13 protein-coding genes are annotated in these 14,542 nt (G+C 39.9%); 7 read left to right on the forward strand and 6 right to left on the reverse strand.

The features are described 5' to 3' along the window. Positions 1–309: 309 nt before the first annotated feature. Positions 310–960 carry a class I SAM-dependent methyltransferase gene (locus AC438_RS11890; protein WP_053981485.1) on the forward strand — a complete coding sequence of 217 codons (651 nt, stop codon included), beginning with the start codon at positions 310–312 and terminating at the stop codon, positions 958–960. A 9-nt stretch (positions 961–969) separates the two neighbouring features. On the opposite strand, the gene AC438_RS11895 is transcribed toward AC438_RS11890, so the two are convergent. Next, positions 970–1,665 carry an acyltransferase gene (locus AC438_RS11895; RefSeq protein ID WP_238376382.1) on the reverse strand — a complete coding sequence of 232 codons (696 nt, stop codon included), beginning with the start codon at positions 1,663–1,665 and terminating at the stop codon, positions 970–972. Between the two features lie 252 nt (positions 1,666–1,917). Beyond that, entirely contained in the window at positions 1,918–2,760 is an 843-nt protein-coding gene (locus AC438_RS11900) for a mechanosensitive ion channel family protein (protein WP_053981486.1), read from the reverse strand. Between the two features lie 466 nt (positions 2,761–3,226). On the opposite strand from AC438_RS11900, the gene AC438_RS11905 reads away from it, so the two are divergent. Beyond that, positions 3,227–4,042 carry a class I SAM-dependent methyltransferase gene (locus tag AC438_RS11905; RefSeq protein ID WP_053981487.1) on the forward strand — a complete coding sequence of 272 codons (816 nt, stop codon included), beginning with the start codon at positions 3,227–3,229 and terminating at the stop codon, positions 4,040–4,042. A gap of 407 nt (positions 4,043–4,449) precedes the next feature. Here the strand turns inward: AC438_RS11905 and AC438_RS11910 are convergent, their stop codons facing one another. Beyond that, positions 4,450–5,511 (reverse strand): AI-2E family transporter, encoded by a 1,062-nt coding sequence (locus tag AC438_RS11910; protein ID WP_053981488.1) that lies wholly within the window; start codon positions 5,509–5,511, stop codon positions 4,450–4,452. A 530-nt stretch (positions 5,512–6,041) separates the two neighbouring features. Between AC438_RS11910 and AC438_RS11915 the strand changes: the two genes are divergently transcribed. Beyond that, entirely contained in the window at positions 6,042–6,236 is a 195-nt protein-coding gene (locus AC438_RS11915; RefSeq protein ID WP_053981489.1) for a CsbD family protein, read from the forward strand. Positions 6,237–6,770: 534 nt separating this feature from the next. Next, positions 6,771–7,517 carry an endonuclease/exonuclease/phosphatase family protein gene (locus tag AC438_RS11920; protein ID WP_202904755.1) on the forward strand — a complete coding sequence of 249 codons (747 nt, stop codon included), beginning with the start codon at positions 6,771–6,773 and terminating at the stop codon, positions 7,515–7,517. 60 nt (positions 7,518–7,577) lie between these two features. Here the strand turns inward: AC438_RS11920 and AC438_RS11925 are convergent, their stop codons facing one another. Together AC438_RS11925 and AC438_RS11930 are read right to left on the reverse strand one after the other, a co-directional pair. Then, entirely contained in the window at positions 7,578–7,922 is a 345-nt protein-coding gene (locus tag AC438_RS11925; RefSeq protein ID WP_053981491.1) for a hypothetical protein, read from the reverse strand. A gap of 113 nt (positions 7,923–8,035) precedes the next feature. Further along, on the reverse strand, positions 8,036–8,257 hold the full coding sequence (locus AC438_RS11930) for a hypothetical protein (RefSeq protein WP_156317070.1): 222 nt from the start codon (positions 8,255–8,257) through the stop codon (positions 8,036–8,038). 433 nt (positions 8,258–8,690) lie between these two features. On the opposite strand from AC438_RS11930, the gene cbiB reads away from it, so the two are divergent. Together cbiB and AC438_RS11940 are read left to right on the forward strand one after the other, a co-directional pair. Continuing rightward, on the forward strand, positions 8,691–9,623 hold the full coding sequence (gene cbiB / locus AC438_RS11935) for an adenosylcobinamide-phosphate synthase CbiB (protein WP_082354136.1): 933 nt from the start codon (positions 8,691–8,693) through the stop codon (positions 9,621–9,623). 19 nt (positions 9,624–9,642) lie between these two features. Beyond that, positions 9,643–10,713: a threonine-phosphate decarboxylase gene (locus AC438_RS11940; protein WP_053981493.1), complete on the forward strand. Its 1,071-nt coding sequence runs from the start codon at positions 9,643–9,645 to the stop codon at positions 10,711–10,713. 681 nt (positions 10,714–11,394) lie between these two features. Here the strand turns inward: AC438_RS11940 and AC438_RS11945 are convergent. After that, on the reverse strand, positions 11,395–12,939 hold the full coding sequence (locus AC438_RS11945) for an MFS transporter (RefSeq protein ID WP_053981494.1): 1,545 nt from the start codon (positions 12,937–12,939) through the stop codon (positions 11,395–11,397). Between the two features lie 578 nt (positions 12,940–13,517). Here AC438_RS11945 and AC438_RS11950 point away from each other — a divergent pair. Next, complete coding sequence (locus AC438_RS11950) at positions 13,518–14,339, forward strand: SHOCT domain-containing protein (protein WP_053981495.1); 822 nt, start codon at positions 13,518–13,520, stop codon at positions 14,337–14,339. The last annotated feature ends 203 nt before the right edge of the window (positions 14,340–14,542 follow it).

Genomic DNA, 14,542 nt, shown 5'->3' on the forward strand with positions numbered 1-14,542 from the left:
GCTTACCCAAGACCCATGAACGTGATACTGATCAGCAAACATGATGGTTATACAGAGGTAGGAACACTCCAAGCAAAGTCCCCGCAACTGATAGTCCTATTGCTTTCGTGCGTATTAACTTCATCGCATAGCGCTGATGCTCAACGCAAAGCAAGATATACCATCACGTAATATTATAACCCTCAATGGCGCACTGATCATTTAATGCTCGCTAAGTGACATTAAACACTTATAGTAGAGCCTCTTACGTGGCGAATCTTTCAGCGAGTTACGTCCTGTACACCTTTACTCACCGCTAGAGTCCGATATATGCCTGTTCGTTTTCGCTATCAAACTATAGAATTTAATGATGTGGATATTCATCTGCGTAGCCTGCGTGATAAACAAGAGTTTTCCGACCCTTTTGGTGAAGCCGAAAGCTTAGGTATTTCCTCAGCACAGTGGTCATTATTTGGCGTTGTTTGGGAATCAAGTCAAGTACTGGCTCATAAAATGGCCAGTTTTGATATTACCAATAAGCGTATTTTAGAAATCGGCTGCGGCATGGGTTTATCGAGCTTGCTCCTCAATAAGCGCCACGCTGATATTACAGCTACCGACTACCACCCCGAAGCGGGTAATTTCTTACAAACCAACGCCTCCTTAAATAATTGCGAAGAAATCCCTTTCCTACGAACTAGCTGGGCAGATATCCACGACGGACTAGGCTATTTTGATGTTTTGATTGGTGCCGATTTATTATATGAAATAGAGCATGTCGCTTTATTAGCCAATTTTATTAATCGCCATGCTAGCCCAACTTGCGAGGTATTAATTGTCGACCCAGGTCGCGGGTTTCATAGTGCTTTCTGCAAAAAAATGAGCAGTTTTGGCTTTGAGTTTCGGTTATTGCCGAATGCTTTAGGCGTAGCGGCAAAATCCTATAAAGGTGAAGTGACTCAATTTTTACGCGCCGTATAATCCTTCACCTCACAAACGCCTTTTACCAATCATAATAGCGGGGTTACCTGCTATTTTTGACCCCGGCGGCACGGCCTTAGTCACAACGCTTTGCATACCAATAATACTCCCTGCACCAATATTGACCCCGTCGACAATACCGACATGAGCACCAAGCCATACATCATCTTCGATGACAATACCTTTTGAACTCACTGGTTGCTCACTGATTAATGTATCTGCAGCCATACCATGATTAAACGCATAAAAATGGCAATACGCAGCAATACGACAATGATTACCAATCGTAATTCCCTGACGTCCACCGTCCATGGTTACGTGGTGATTGATACCCACATTGCAGCCAATCGTAATAGGACCGTGCAGTACTGCATCTGCTGCAATAAAGCTCCCAGAGTTGATGACAATCGGACGGCCAGGTTCGGCAAATAGTTTAGCCTCAGGTGCAATAAAACAATCGCCATGAATAATGACCGTTTCCATTTCTTGTAGATATGCTTGTAACTGCGCTTGCCACGCTTGCGCCCACTCACGCTGCTTAGGCTTAAGCCGCCAATAAAGCCAGGGCATATAACTTAAACGCAATTTATGCTGGGTACGATATTTTAACGTTGCATCGGTGTGTAGGTTAGACGCTTTGTACTGTTCAGCCTCTGTATGTACTTCAGTACCTGTAGTTACTGAGTCGGTCATTATATTACTCATGGTATATTCGTGAAATTTTTATTCAAAAAAGCCCAGCAATGCTGGGCTGAATAAAAGGGTCATTTTAAACTCACAATACAAGCTCTCTAAACGTATTAGACTCTTCAATCAAGGAATACATCCTACCTAATAAAAACGCCTAGCCTTGAAGGCCTATAGCTAAGGAGTAAAGTGTCGAGCACACTTGGCCCCCTCAGTGAATCGTTCATGAGTGCTCAATTTGGTATATAAATAGTGGCTAATTAAGCGATATTAAGCGCTCTCTTGATAAACATGGATATCGCGTTGCGGAAAAGGAATGGTTAAACCGGCCTCTTCTACAGCAGCCTTAAGCATAGGACGCGCATCAAAAAAGAAACTCCAGTAGTCCTCTGTTTTCACAAAACCACGGACTAAAAAATCTACCGAGCTTGCACCTAAATCGACCACAGCCACTACATTAGCTTCATCCTGTAAAATACGTGGATCTTGCTTAAGTGCATTTTCCATTGCGATTTTGCCTTTCGCAATGTCATCAGAGTAAGAGATACCAATAGCGATTTCCACTGCACGAATAGGGCTGGCAGTATGATTGATTATATTACCGTTGGCTAATGGTCCATTAGGAATAATCAACGTGCGCTTATCGAATGTTTTTAACGTGGTGACAAAAATACCAATATCCATTACCTCACCTTCTAAGCCCTGTGTTTCCACATAATCACTGACTTTAAATGGACGAAAAATTAAGATCATCACGCCACCGGCAAAATTAGATAAACTACCCTGTAAAGCTAGGCCTACCGCTAAGCCTGCTGCACCCAGTACTGCAACAAAAGAGGTAGTTTCAATCCCAACCATCGAGGCCACACTGATAACCAGTAATACCTTCAAAATAACTTCAAAGATATTAGATAAAAACTTAGCTAAGGTTTCATCCGGTAAGCCTTTCACCGTCGACTTACGTACCAAGTTGCTAAGACGTCCAATAATCCATAAACCCACGATCAGTACCACAATAGCAAGTACAAAACGACCGCCATAAATAGTGACTAACTCAATAATTTTATCAACTTGGCTTTGCATTTGTACCTGTATATCACTAATTTCTTCCATCTCGTATCCCCTGTAGTGTCGTGATGCTCTCATTGAAATGAGTATTAATACAACAAAATTAAGCCCTGTTGGGCCGTTAGAAGGTAAAACATTACTATGTATGCTCACAGGGTCAAGATAAAAATTATTACCGCTGCAAGAAAGTCTAATTCACTAAAAATAATGAATAAGTAACGTTATCGTTAAATCAATGCCTCACGAATACTAAGTCAATCACTGCAGACACAAACATCATTATTTTGGCGCACATAGGCATAATCTATAGATGAATAACCTTCAATTAGCATATAAATAAGAATAAGACATTTAAAAATAAGTGCTGCATCTTATAATGACTTCATTATGTCGTACAATATGTTGATATCAGTCGAGTGCGGTTTGTGGAATACAAACTTTTTATCTATTTTACAGTCCGATGGCACTCAATACTGAATGCAGTTACCCATCAAAATCATAAGGTCATCAAATGAAGAAATTCCTAAGTGTATTATGTCTATTGCTGCCTGTAACGGCACAAGCAGACACCCAAGCTCTACAAAAAGCTATTGAAGGTAAGCATCGTAGTGAGGCAAATGTAGCCCGTGACACCTACCGTAACCCATTAAAGACATTAGAATTATTTGATATTCAACCTCATCATACGGTGGTAGAAGTATGGCCAGGCGGTGGCTGGTATACCGAGATCTTAGCGCCTTATTTGAAAAAGGAAGGCCAACTGATTGCAGCACACTACGATACAACAGACACTCAAGCACCTTATCGGCCGGACTCACGCAAGGGTTTTGAGAAAAAAATGGCTAGTAACAAAGTCTATAGTGCCGTCAAGGTAACCTCATTGATGCTAGATGAAAAAACAGGCACTTTGACGTTACCAGCAGCTAAAAGTGGTACGGTGGATAGGGTCGTTACCTTTAGAGGTGCTCACGGTATGTATTCGCGTGGTGTACTTGATGCAACACTTGCACACTTATTTGATATTCTAAAACCCGGTGGTAAATTAGGCATTGTTCAACATCAGGCCGATCCACACCAAGACTGGATGTCACGTAATATTGGATATGTCGGTAAAGATTTTATCATTAGTGCAGCAGCCAAAGCCGGTTTTGTACTCGATGCAGAAGGCTATTTTAATAATAACCCTAAAGATCACAAACGCTATAAGATTGGGGTATGGCAATTACCACCCTCGTTGAGTAATCTCAAAACCGATGAGGAAAAAGCTCCCTACAAAGCTATTGGCGAAAGCGATCGCATGACATTAGTTTTTGTCAAGCCGCTATGATATTAAGAATTTAAAACGATAATTTTCTCTAGAATTAAACCTATTCACTGTATCGTAAATAAAAAACCTCAGAGTACTCTGAGGTTTTTTATCTTTTATCTTTTATCTTTTATCTTTTATCTTTTATCTTTTATCTTTTAGTTACTCAAAGATGATAAAATTGGGTACTCATGAATTATTGGTCAGGCCACTCAAACCATCTGCGATTTTGTTATCTTCGTGTTTGCGCTTATAGAATCTCATCTTACACCTTCTTATACAGATGCAATGTCTACTGCCAAGCATCTATGCTGGCACTGGTTATTTATAAGCAACCAAACAGTAATCCATTAGTACCTTGATAAGGTGATGTTTTTCAGCTTGGCTGAATAATTACATCATTTATATCTATAACACATAAATTATTTTTATAACACATCAGTACCTTTATACAAGTCATCACCGCGTTTAACTTCTTTAATAAAAATTGACCAGCTTACAAAAAACATAGCAGCAATAATTGGCCCTATAATAAACCCGTTAATGCCAAATAGTGCTATCCCCCCTATTGTAGAAATAAAAATAATATAGTCAGGCATTTTAGTATCGCGGCCAACTAAGATCGGCCGTAATAAATTATCTAGTAGGCTAATCACAAAACAACCAATAACTAATAAAATTATGGCATCCATATATTCACCCACTAGAAAAAAGTAACACATAACTGGTACCCAAACTATGGCTGCGCCAATAGCAGGGATCATAGAAGCAACAGCCATCACAAACATCCATAGTGCAGCCCCCGGGATATCTAAACACCAAAAGGCTAAGCCACCCACAAAACCCTGTAAACTAGCAACTACAATATTACCTTTAACAGTAGCTCGTGTAACTTCTTTAAATTCATCAAATAATCTTCTTTCACGGGCATCGCCTAAAGGAAGCGCATTGAAAATAATATTAGATATTTTTTTCCCATCACGCAAAAAAAAGAAGGCCAAATACAGCATAACGCCAACATTTAAAAAAAACTCAATTGTTGATTTTCCAAAAGAGAACGAGCTTTTAGATAAAAAAGTGCCTAGTGTTTTTAAACTACTATGAGCTTCTTCTTTTAACTTATCAATATTAAGACCGATCTTCTCAAGAGAGTTATTAATCACTGGCGCTGCCGATTCCATTTGCTCTATATATTTATCTGCATTAATTTCATCACTTTTTACTTTTTCAACTAATATTTGTGCCTCGTTGACAGTCAACGTTACAATCATAGTCATTGGAATAATTACAATAATGCAACAAAGCACCAAGGTAATAACCGTGGCTAATGTTTTTTTTCTTGAGAAATAGTTTTCTAAATATATTTTGACGGGATAAAATATAATCGCAATAGCCACTGCCCATAAGATGGCACTGTAAAAAGGTGATATCAACCAAATAAAAATACACGTGAAAAATAACATTAATAACGTAAATATTTTCTTTTCCATAAGCGTTCTCGTTGCTTTTTAAAATGATGTCATGATCTATAAAATAAGATACAACACCTGATATAAATACTTTATAGCAAATAACGGACCCATACGTTAACTTTCAATAGATTACCCATTATTACAGTAAATAATGCAACGTAAGTACTGAGCCAAAGCTATTGGGCATAGTATGCAGAGGCTATGTTTAATGTCATTTTTTGGTGGATTTTAATTTGTCAATCTATGAGTATCAAAGAGACATACTTGATAAATAATGACATTATTCTTTGTAATATTTCCACTAAATTTTACAAAGATTACAAATATTTCGGCTTTGAGATGAGATCAAACAGCTCGACCATACTATTTAAGCGGTATCTACCGTGAAATTAATGCTCTAAATAAACTTGGCCCGGTGCTTGCAATATCTCCCATGACTAAATAACTCAGCGCTTAATCATTCTATTTAAGAGTATGTGTTTTTAGCTACATGCAGGATAAAGAATAATTTATCTTTAATTTTTATATCAATATATAAGGTGATAACAATGAATAGCGATCAATTAAAAGGTCAGTGGAAAGAAATGAAAGGTAAAGTAAAATCGCAATGGGGCAAACTGACCGATGATGACATTACGCGTATCGATGGTGATAAAGACCAGCTCATTGGCAAAATCCAGCAAGAATACGGAAAAACACGTGAAGAAGCCGAACAAGAGGTTGATAAATACCTCCGCGCTTAAATCAAGCTGAGTGGGTGGCTACTTTTAATAGTGGCCACCGCGCTACAATCACCCCAGAATGATGACTATAGAAGCATAAACCATCTGATGCATATATTTATGATCACATTTAGCGCCTAATCATAAATTATCATAGCAAATAGCGTATAATATTCATATTATCAATGCTATCGCTTCATCATCCACCCATCTTTAGGCGAAAAAATGTTTTCCTTAGTCATTACTGCTATCAGTATTATTTTGCTTATTGCTACCTTATTGCCGATGAGCCATTTGAGCCATTGGGTGGTTCGCGGATTAGATTTTCCTCGATTACAGCTAAGTGCTCTATCATTCATAGTTATATTGATCATATTAATATTCGGAGAATACAACGCAATACTGATGCATATAAGCTTTACTTTAAGTATTCTTTGTCTACTTTATCAGCTTTATTGGATTAGACCTTATACACTTTTTCACCAAAAAGAAGTTCAGCAATGCAAAGCACCCAGTATAAATCGGTCACTGACTATTTTGTGCAGTAATGTATTAATGCCAAACGATAACTTTCAATCTTTAATTGAAAAAATCAAACAATACCAACCCGATATTGTAGTGACTTTAGAATCAGATAAGCATTGGGAAAAGGCATTAACTATTATTGAAGAGGAATACAAATACAACGTAAAATGCCCAAAAGATAATCTATATGGCATGCACCTCTATTCTAAATTACCTTTACATAACATCCAGCTTCGCTATCTCATAGAAAAAGAAATCCCATCGATTCATTGCACAATATTGCTTCGTTCAGGCGATACAGTAGAGGCTCATTTTTTACACCCAGCTCCGCCTAGCCCGACAGAAAACACCTACTCCTCAGAGCGTGATGCCGAACTCATTGTTGTTGCAAACAGTATTAAGAATAATAAGCAACCTACCGTGGTAACAGGTGACCTAAATGATGTCGCATGGTCAAAAACCACTCAGTTATTTCGACGATTAAGTGGGCTAAAAGACCCTCGTATTGGGCGTGGTATGTTTAATACGTTTCATGCAAATTATGGGTTTATGCGCTGGCCACTCGATCATGTCTTTCATAGCCCTCAGTTTGACGTTTGTGCAATTGAGCGGCTAAAGATACAAGGCTCTGATCACTTTGCGCTACTGACACACCTTCATCTACGCACCTCAAAAGCTAGTACAGAAGCCTCTGAGATCTTGACTCAAGACGAAGAAGACCTCATTACTCAAAGAATGAATGAGAATAATTTAAAAATAAAAAATCATCAGCTGTGACACTTATCGATTAAAAATCATGCGAATAAAATAATAACCCACTTATGTTGCTATCACTTCTTAGCTTTTGGAACCAAATTCATTAATATTTAAAGAAAAGGATTTACCATCAGTAGCAATCAGGCCTATATCTTGAGCATATTTGTAGTGCACTTCTATTAAGTTAACATTAGGGCTAATCACATTCACAATATAACCACTTTCGGCTAGATCAATAATGGTTGTGCGTAGTTCTGGCTTTTTTAAAAATTCAGTTTTTTTATCATCATAGATAAAAACGTAGCCTTCAATACGACATAATGAATCTTTAGCAAATACAACCTCACCCATAAAATGGCGTCTAGTTGATTTTTCATAAAGCGAGCGATACATAATATGAAGCTTTTCACCTACTGCAATAATCATCTTGTCACCTTTTGTTTATTTAAAATAATATACTCAAGATAGATTATATTTTCTATAATAATAACCAGTCTAGATATTAGCACTGAAATAAAAAACGATACTCTATAGGTTTGTCATAAGATTTCATACCCGCCAAAATCTTCCGCTAAGTCATCGAGTTGCTGGCAAGTATTATTAAAAGTTGCATCTACAGGAATATCATAGCTCACCAGAATACTAGTGCCATTTTTATATCGTCTTACCCTAACGCCTTTTACCGCCCCCGCTTTTAATCTATTTAAAAAACGATCTGCTATTTGGCTCGTATCAAAGCCATACATTATTTGGTTTTCCATAATAAATAGCCCTCCAAATTTATGAAAATTATAGCTCTGCAATCATGCTGAAAAGTATCATGATTAAATTTTTGATGGCTATCATTGTGCATTTCAATATCAAGAGAATTAACATAGCTCTTTTTCAGCACCGTTGATAGCTTTGCATTAATCATTATTATACCCATGATATGACGGTGGATGCCTTACAATATACCCTTATTAGTACTTAAAGAGGGCATAGCACTGAATCTTACAGACGGAATCTAGATAGCCTAGAATTATACATACCACTCATATTATTGATGCTACCAAACTCTACGATTAGAATCTGTCATAATGCTTATACCGTAATAAAAGTCTATTTCCTGTGATATTTATCGAGCACTATATTCTTCCACTGAGCCTAAACACGACACTTGTTCATACACCATTGAGCACTTTTTTGGTGTGTATGCTCGCCATAATGGTTGATAAAATTTTAGGCGAGCCTAAAAAATACCATCCTCTTATTGGCTTTGGCTATTGCGCCAATGTTTTAGAGTGTTACCTGAATAAGGCAATCACCAAACCTAATCGCATAATCAGCTTAAAAGTACGTGGAATAATAGCTTGGCTGTTGATCGTACTGCCGTTACCTCTGCTGTTAATGGGGTATATGATTTTTATAGCGGAACAGCTACCTTGGTACCTAAACTTTGCTATCGAGGTGACTGTTGTTTATTTTGCCCTGGGTCTAAGAAGCCTAAAAGAGCACGCGCTTCAGGTTTTTAGACCACTGAATCTAGATGACTTAAAAACAGCGAGGCACTTTACAGGTTACTTAGTTAGCCGTGATACAAGTGCTTTAACCCCCAGGCAAATGACCCGCGCGACTATCGAATCTATGCTAGAAAATGGCCATGATGCGGTGATAGCAACACTCGTTTGGTATAGTATTGGTGGGTTGCCTGCTGTCTTATTACATCGTTTAGCCAATACCTTAGATGCAATGTGGGGCTACAAAACACCACAGTTTAAAGACTTTGGTTGGTGCGCTGCACGCATTGATGATGCTTTAGGATTTATCAGTGCAAAAATATGCACGCTACTCTATGCCATACAGTCGCCTAAGCATTTTAACAGTAGCCTTTATAATGCAGCCACTCAAGGTGGCCAATATAAAAGCCATAATGGCGGCTGGGTCATGGCTGCAGGAGCAACCGCTTTACAGATTAAACTCGGTGGTAGCGCTGTGTATCATAACCAATCTCATACCAGTCCTACCCTAGGTCAAGGCAATAATATTCAAGTTAACGATATTATACGCAGTATCAACTTAGTCAATAACGCAGCTTATTTATGGTGTTTGTTATTATTTTTCATCGCCTTATTGGCGCACATATAGAAACTAATTTTATCATTTTATGACATATTCAACAGTCGAGCATGGCGGCCAGCTCAACAAAGTAACCGATCGTTTTAATATACCTGTCCAAAAATGGCTCGATTTATCAACAGGTATTGCGCCGTTCACCTACCCTATACCAACTATTCCGCTCACATATTGGCAGCAGCTACCGCAGCCTTGCGCAGCGCTTGGGCAGGCAGCTGCTCATTATTATACTCAAGGCCTAGTAACTCAAAACTTGACAAAAGTTTGCGCCAAAAACTTTTTAGCGAGTCATGGTAGTCAACATGTTATTCAACATTTACCCATACTTTGGCGCCAGCATAACCCGCATAGCCAGTCTGTGTTTGTGCCTGCAAGCGGCTATACCGAGCATAAAAAAAGCTGGGCAGCAGCTGGATTTAATATTACCCACTACACACAATTACCCAACCCTAGCAAGCTACCTATGAATAGCGTTGTAGTACTCATTAACCCCAACAACCCAACCGGTCAATTAACAGCGCTGGAGCATATTCATACACTACTGGCAGCGCTCGAAAAAAAACAGGGATTATTAGTCGTTGATGAAGCATTTATGGATACTGTGCACCCCTCACAAAGCGCCCTTACTTTAATCAATAGCCCTGCGGTAATCATATTAAAATCAATGGGTAAATTTTTTGGTTTAGCGGGTATGCGCTTAGGTTTTGTTGCTGCACACCATTACTGGGTTAACAAGTTACACTCTCTTTTAGGCCCTTGGCCAGTGAATGGTCCAGCACAATATGTTGGCCTTGTTGCATTAAAAGATCAGCACTGGCAAGCACAGCAATACCAAAAATTACATCAACAAGCCACTCAACTTGAACACCTATTAAGTCGCTATTTTAACGAGTCACACAACACAATAACAGGTACACTCCTGTTTAAGTCAGTCAGTACACCATACGCCACTCACCTATTCGAGCAATTGTGCCTGCAAGGTATTTATGTGCGTTTACTGGATGACAAAAGTGGGCTGCGTTTTGGCTTACCCAATGATAAGGGCCTTGTAAGATTTAGCCATGCGTTAGAGCATTTGCGTATTAACGACTGCCTGTTTTAAAAATTAAACTGCAGCGGTTCTAAATCACACGCTTGTGTTCTCTCTAATTTTGTACTCTCTCTAATTTTATGCTGCCTCCAACATATGTTATCACTGGTATTCCAGTACTGCTGTAGCCTACCAAACTAAAAGTGACTTGTGCGATACGGCTGCTTGCACGACTTTATCGTGTGCCGGCTCGACACTTGAAGACTGACTCCATTTGATGGCTACCGAGCCACAAATTTCGGTATAAAGATCGGTATTACCACTTCAAAGCGACACAATACCTCGTAACGGCTTTGCAGAAAACCGGAGGGGGCAGCAGACATTCAATCGTAACATCTGTAGAACTATCTCTGCTGTAAGCGCTAGGTTCCACTGTAGCTAGGTTCCGCTGTAGGCATATGCTCTGCCATTGATATTATTAGCGTTTCATATCAACCGGTCAAATGTACAGAACGAGAGGGCTCGGTTGCACGTATGGGTATGGTGCGGTGGCGTGAGCATTAGCGTGGCCCGCTATACAGTGTTGAGCTCTTTTTAAAAGCCCAACACTTAACATTATTATTGAGTCGCTATTCAGAGATACCAAAATGGGCACTGATGAATCATTATCTGGGCCTTTCAGACCATCCATGGGTGCTATATAAGCGCTCCCCGCGCTTATATGCCCAAAAAATATCCATCAGCAATCTGCTATTAAGCGTTCTCTTTTTGTGCGCGTCGCGCTATTAAGTCGGCTTCAATTTGGCTCATGCGCTGGGTATTGAGCGGGTAAAATATTAGCAATCCTATCGCGCTAATTGAGAAAATCGACGGTATCCAGCTCATTAAGTTCACCATGCCTGCTTTTGCTTGGCTAATTGTATCTGGATCTGTACCTACGTAACCATAACTGGCAAGCACTAGCAGCACTAATGCACCAGCAAAGCCGCCACCCATTTTTTGAATAAAAGTACCCGCTGAGTATAAAAGGCCTGTAGCGCGGCGGCCGTTTTTCCATTCAGAATAGTCAGCTGCATCACCGAGCATACTAAATACTAATACAGGCATAAATGCGGCAAAAAACTCAGCACTCACCCCTAAAGTAAAGACCAAAGTCACATCTTCGGGCTGCGCAAAATAAATGCCACTCGTTAATATGCTGCTACCAATCAGCGATATAGCAAACAAGACTTTTTTACCCAACCATGTAGTAAGGTAACCAGCAATCACAGCCGCAAACATACTCACTAAGGTTGTCACAAAAAAGAACTTACCGCCCAAGCTTGCATCACCCATGTAATGCGTAAAGTAATAGGCCACAGTACCAAAGCGAATACCGTTATAAAACATGGTAAACAAACCTAAGCCTAACAACATTAACCACGGTTTGTTGGTGAGTAAGTCTATAAGATCGCGCTGTGACGAGGTGGTTTCGCTTTCAGGCTTTTTAATAAATTTGCTTAAAAATATGCCTGTTGCACTAATAACAATGGCAAAGATAATGCCACTGATTAAGTCTTGTCGCACAAAAAACAAAGATATAGCGCCCAGTGGGATACACATTAAGGCAACACTTTTAAACATTTCCCCAAAGCCAGCTTGTACCCCCTCAAGTTTTGGCGGCTCAACACGCTCTTTGGTTGTAAAAAAGGTAATACTGCACAGTACAACCAGCAATCCGGCAAATACATAAAATGTTTGCTGATAGCCTTTTACGTCATCGCCTTGGCCAAAGTAGTTAACCATATCAGGGGTGAAGCTCATTACGAGTACACCACCGGCAAACGCACCGGCAAAACGATACCCCGACAAAATAGTGCGCTCGGTATGACTCGGTGTCATCACTCCCATTAAAGCAGAGTAAGGTACATTATTAATGGTATAAGCTAAGGTTAATCCAATATAGGTAAAGTAAGCCCATACAAGCTTCATGCCGGGGCTAATATCTGGCGCTGTAAACGCTAGCACCATAAATAGCGCTAATACCGGTGCCGACCAAATAATCCAAGGGCGAAAACGCCCATGGCGGCTCGTCGTACGATCGGCAATCATGCCCATAATAATATCGGTGATACCATCAGAAAGACGTACTAATAAAAGCAAAGTCGCAGCCGCAGCGGCAGAAATCCCTAAAGTATCAGTATAAAAAATTGCAATATAAGCCAAAGCACCGCGCCAAACTAAGTTAGCAGCAGCGTCGCCCATTGCGTAGCCGGTTTTTTCCGTAAAAGAGAGCTTGTGAGAAGGAGCTATAGCCATGTCTACCTCGTTATTATTAGTACTCTATTGTTGATATACCAAGCAGCGCAAAGCTACAAGGGTAAACCTTGAGCTACCTGCTCGTGTACAGGGAGTTTACTCAAGGCGGATTTTAGCCATGTATAGGTCAAAAAATCGACGCCGCACAATAGCATTTAGTCGCTATGTTATAAAGCATTCCACTGAAGAGCTGCGATTTATGATGTGTAAAATCATCGCGAGCGGTAGCTTTGTTAACAACGGTAACAATATCTAAATCACCGCTCAGCCTACACAATTCACCGCACATCAAGAGCGGGGCTCAACATCTGCAATTAGGCACCAAAAAAGCGCACCCTGAATCAACATCAAGAGTCATTCACTGCAATATACATCGTGTCACTTCGTCCCGTATTGCATCATTCATTACTCACCGAAAAAGCTATCTAAGTGATGAGCATCTGTTATCCTCAGTAACACTAACCTCAATAATGATCTTTCTTCAGTATTTTCATAGCGCTTCTTTATTCCAACACCGGAATCATCTATACCAGTTCATTTACTTAGCTCACTGTCACTCATATTGCAGGAATTTTAATATGCACAACCTTACGCCAACGGGTCAACACATTGTTGATAATTTAAGTAGTCGCTACAACTTAAGCCACGATGCTGTGATGCATATGCTTATTGCTGTGAATAATGGTGCCGGTACTATGGCGCAATTTAATTGCCCCGAGCTAGGTGGCGGGGGTCAGTGGATGGCTGGCGGGATGACAATGGTTGGGGATATGTTTAATTATTCACTCAAAAATACTGTCGATAATCTATGCTCAGAGCTCGCTAACGCCTTAGCAAATAACACCCTTTTTACACCTCCTAGCCATCAAGATGGCAATAACCCTAATGGGTGGCCTAGCGAGTTAGGTCAGCCTTTCAGCTCCGGAGGCCAAAATAATTCACGCTATGCCGTATTCCCTCACCGCTTAGCCGTGGAGGTAGATGGCATATTAAGCGTGTATGACACTCTAGATCATAATATTAGCGGCGTTAGCCAACAGCAGGGCTCGAGTAATTCGCTGGTATTTAATAGTCAGTACGGTACGCTAAGTGTGACCAGTTTACCTAAGATCAATTATCCGCCATCGAATACTGGCAACGCGCTATCAAACAATCAAAATTTTATTCAACCAGTAAACCCATCATCGCCTAGTATTCAGCAACCAGTACAACAGTTAGTACAACAATCCATACAACAGCCAAACCCAAATATGGGCACTCAAAGCTCAGTAATGCAACCATCCAAAACTAACGATGATATATTCCAAATTATTGAAAAGCTTGCCAATTTACGAGACTTAGGCGCTTTAAGCGAAGACGAATATCAAGATAAAAAGAATGATTTACTCAGCCGCATTTAATACGATATAGCGCATTAATGCCAATAGACTAACAAGGCAACGTTAAGTCGCCTTGTTAACGCCAATTAACTATTTAGAGATACCGAAATTGGGCGCTGATGAATTATTATCTGGGCCACTCAAGCCATCCATGGGCGCAATATAAGCACTCCCGGCACTTAAATGCCCAAAAAATAGCACCCTACCAGAGGAATTTTTTCAGC

Origin of the sequence: Marinagarivorans algicola (assembly GCF_001292705.1) — a bacterium.
GTDB classification, from domain to species: Bacteria; Pseudomonadota; Gammaproteobacteria; order Pseudomonadales; family Cellvibrionaceae; genus Marinagarivorans; species Marinagarivorans algicola.

Bases quoted from the DNA above. Each gene is read 5' to 3' on its own strand.
- AC438_RS11945 (WP_053981494.1), bottom strand. From the start codon at position 12,939: ATGGCTATAGCTCCTTCTCACAAGCTCTCTTTTACGGAAAAAACCGGC.
- AC438_RS11890 (WP_053981485.1), top strand. From the start codon at position 310: ATGCCTGTTCGTTTTCGCTATCAAACTATAGAATTTAATGATGTGGAT.
- AC438_RS11905 (WP_053981487.1), top strand. From the start codon at position 3,227: ATGAAGAAATTCCTAAGTGTATTATGTCTATTGCTGCCTGTAACGGCA.
- AC438_RS11900 (WP_053981486.1), bottom strand. From the start codon at position 2,760: ATGGAAGAAATTAGTGATATACAGGTACAAATGCAAAGCCAAGTTGAT.
- AC438_RS11925 (WP_053981491.1), bottom strand. From the start codon at position 7,922: ATGATTATTGCAGTAGGTGAAAAGCTTCATATTATGTATCGCTCGCTT.
- AC438_RS11920 (WP_202904755.1), top strand. From the start codon at position 6,771: ATGCCAAACGATAACTTTCAATCTTTAATTGAAAAAATCAAACAATAC.
- AC438_RS11895 (WP_238376382.1), bottom strand. From the start codon at position 1,665: ATGAGTAATATAATGACCGACTCAGTAACTACAGGTACTGAAGTACAT.
- cbiB (WP_082354136.1), top strand. From the start codon at position 8,691: ATGCTCGCCATAATGGTTGATAAAATTTTAGGCGAGCCTAAAAAATAC.
- AC438_RS11930 (WP_156317070.1), bottom strand. From the start codon at position 8,257: ATGGAAAACCAAATAATGTATGGCTTTGATACGAGCCAAATAGCAGAT.
- AC438_RS11940 (WP_053981493.1), top strand. From the start codon at position 9,643: ATGACATATTCAACAGTCGAGCATGGCGGCCAGCTCAACAAAGTAACC.
- AC438_RS11950 (WP_053981495.1), top strand. From the start codon at position 13,518: ATGCACAACCTTACGCCAACGGGTCAACACATTGTTGATAATTTAAGT.
- AC438_RS11910 (WP_053981488.1), bottom strand. From the start codon at position 5,511: ATGGAAAAGAAAATATTTACGTTATTAATGTTATTTTTCACGTGTATT.
- AC438_RS11915 (WP_053981489.1), top strand. From the start codon at position 6,042: ATGAATAGCGATCAATTAAAAGGTCAGTGGAAAGAAATGAAAGGTAAA.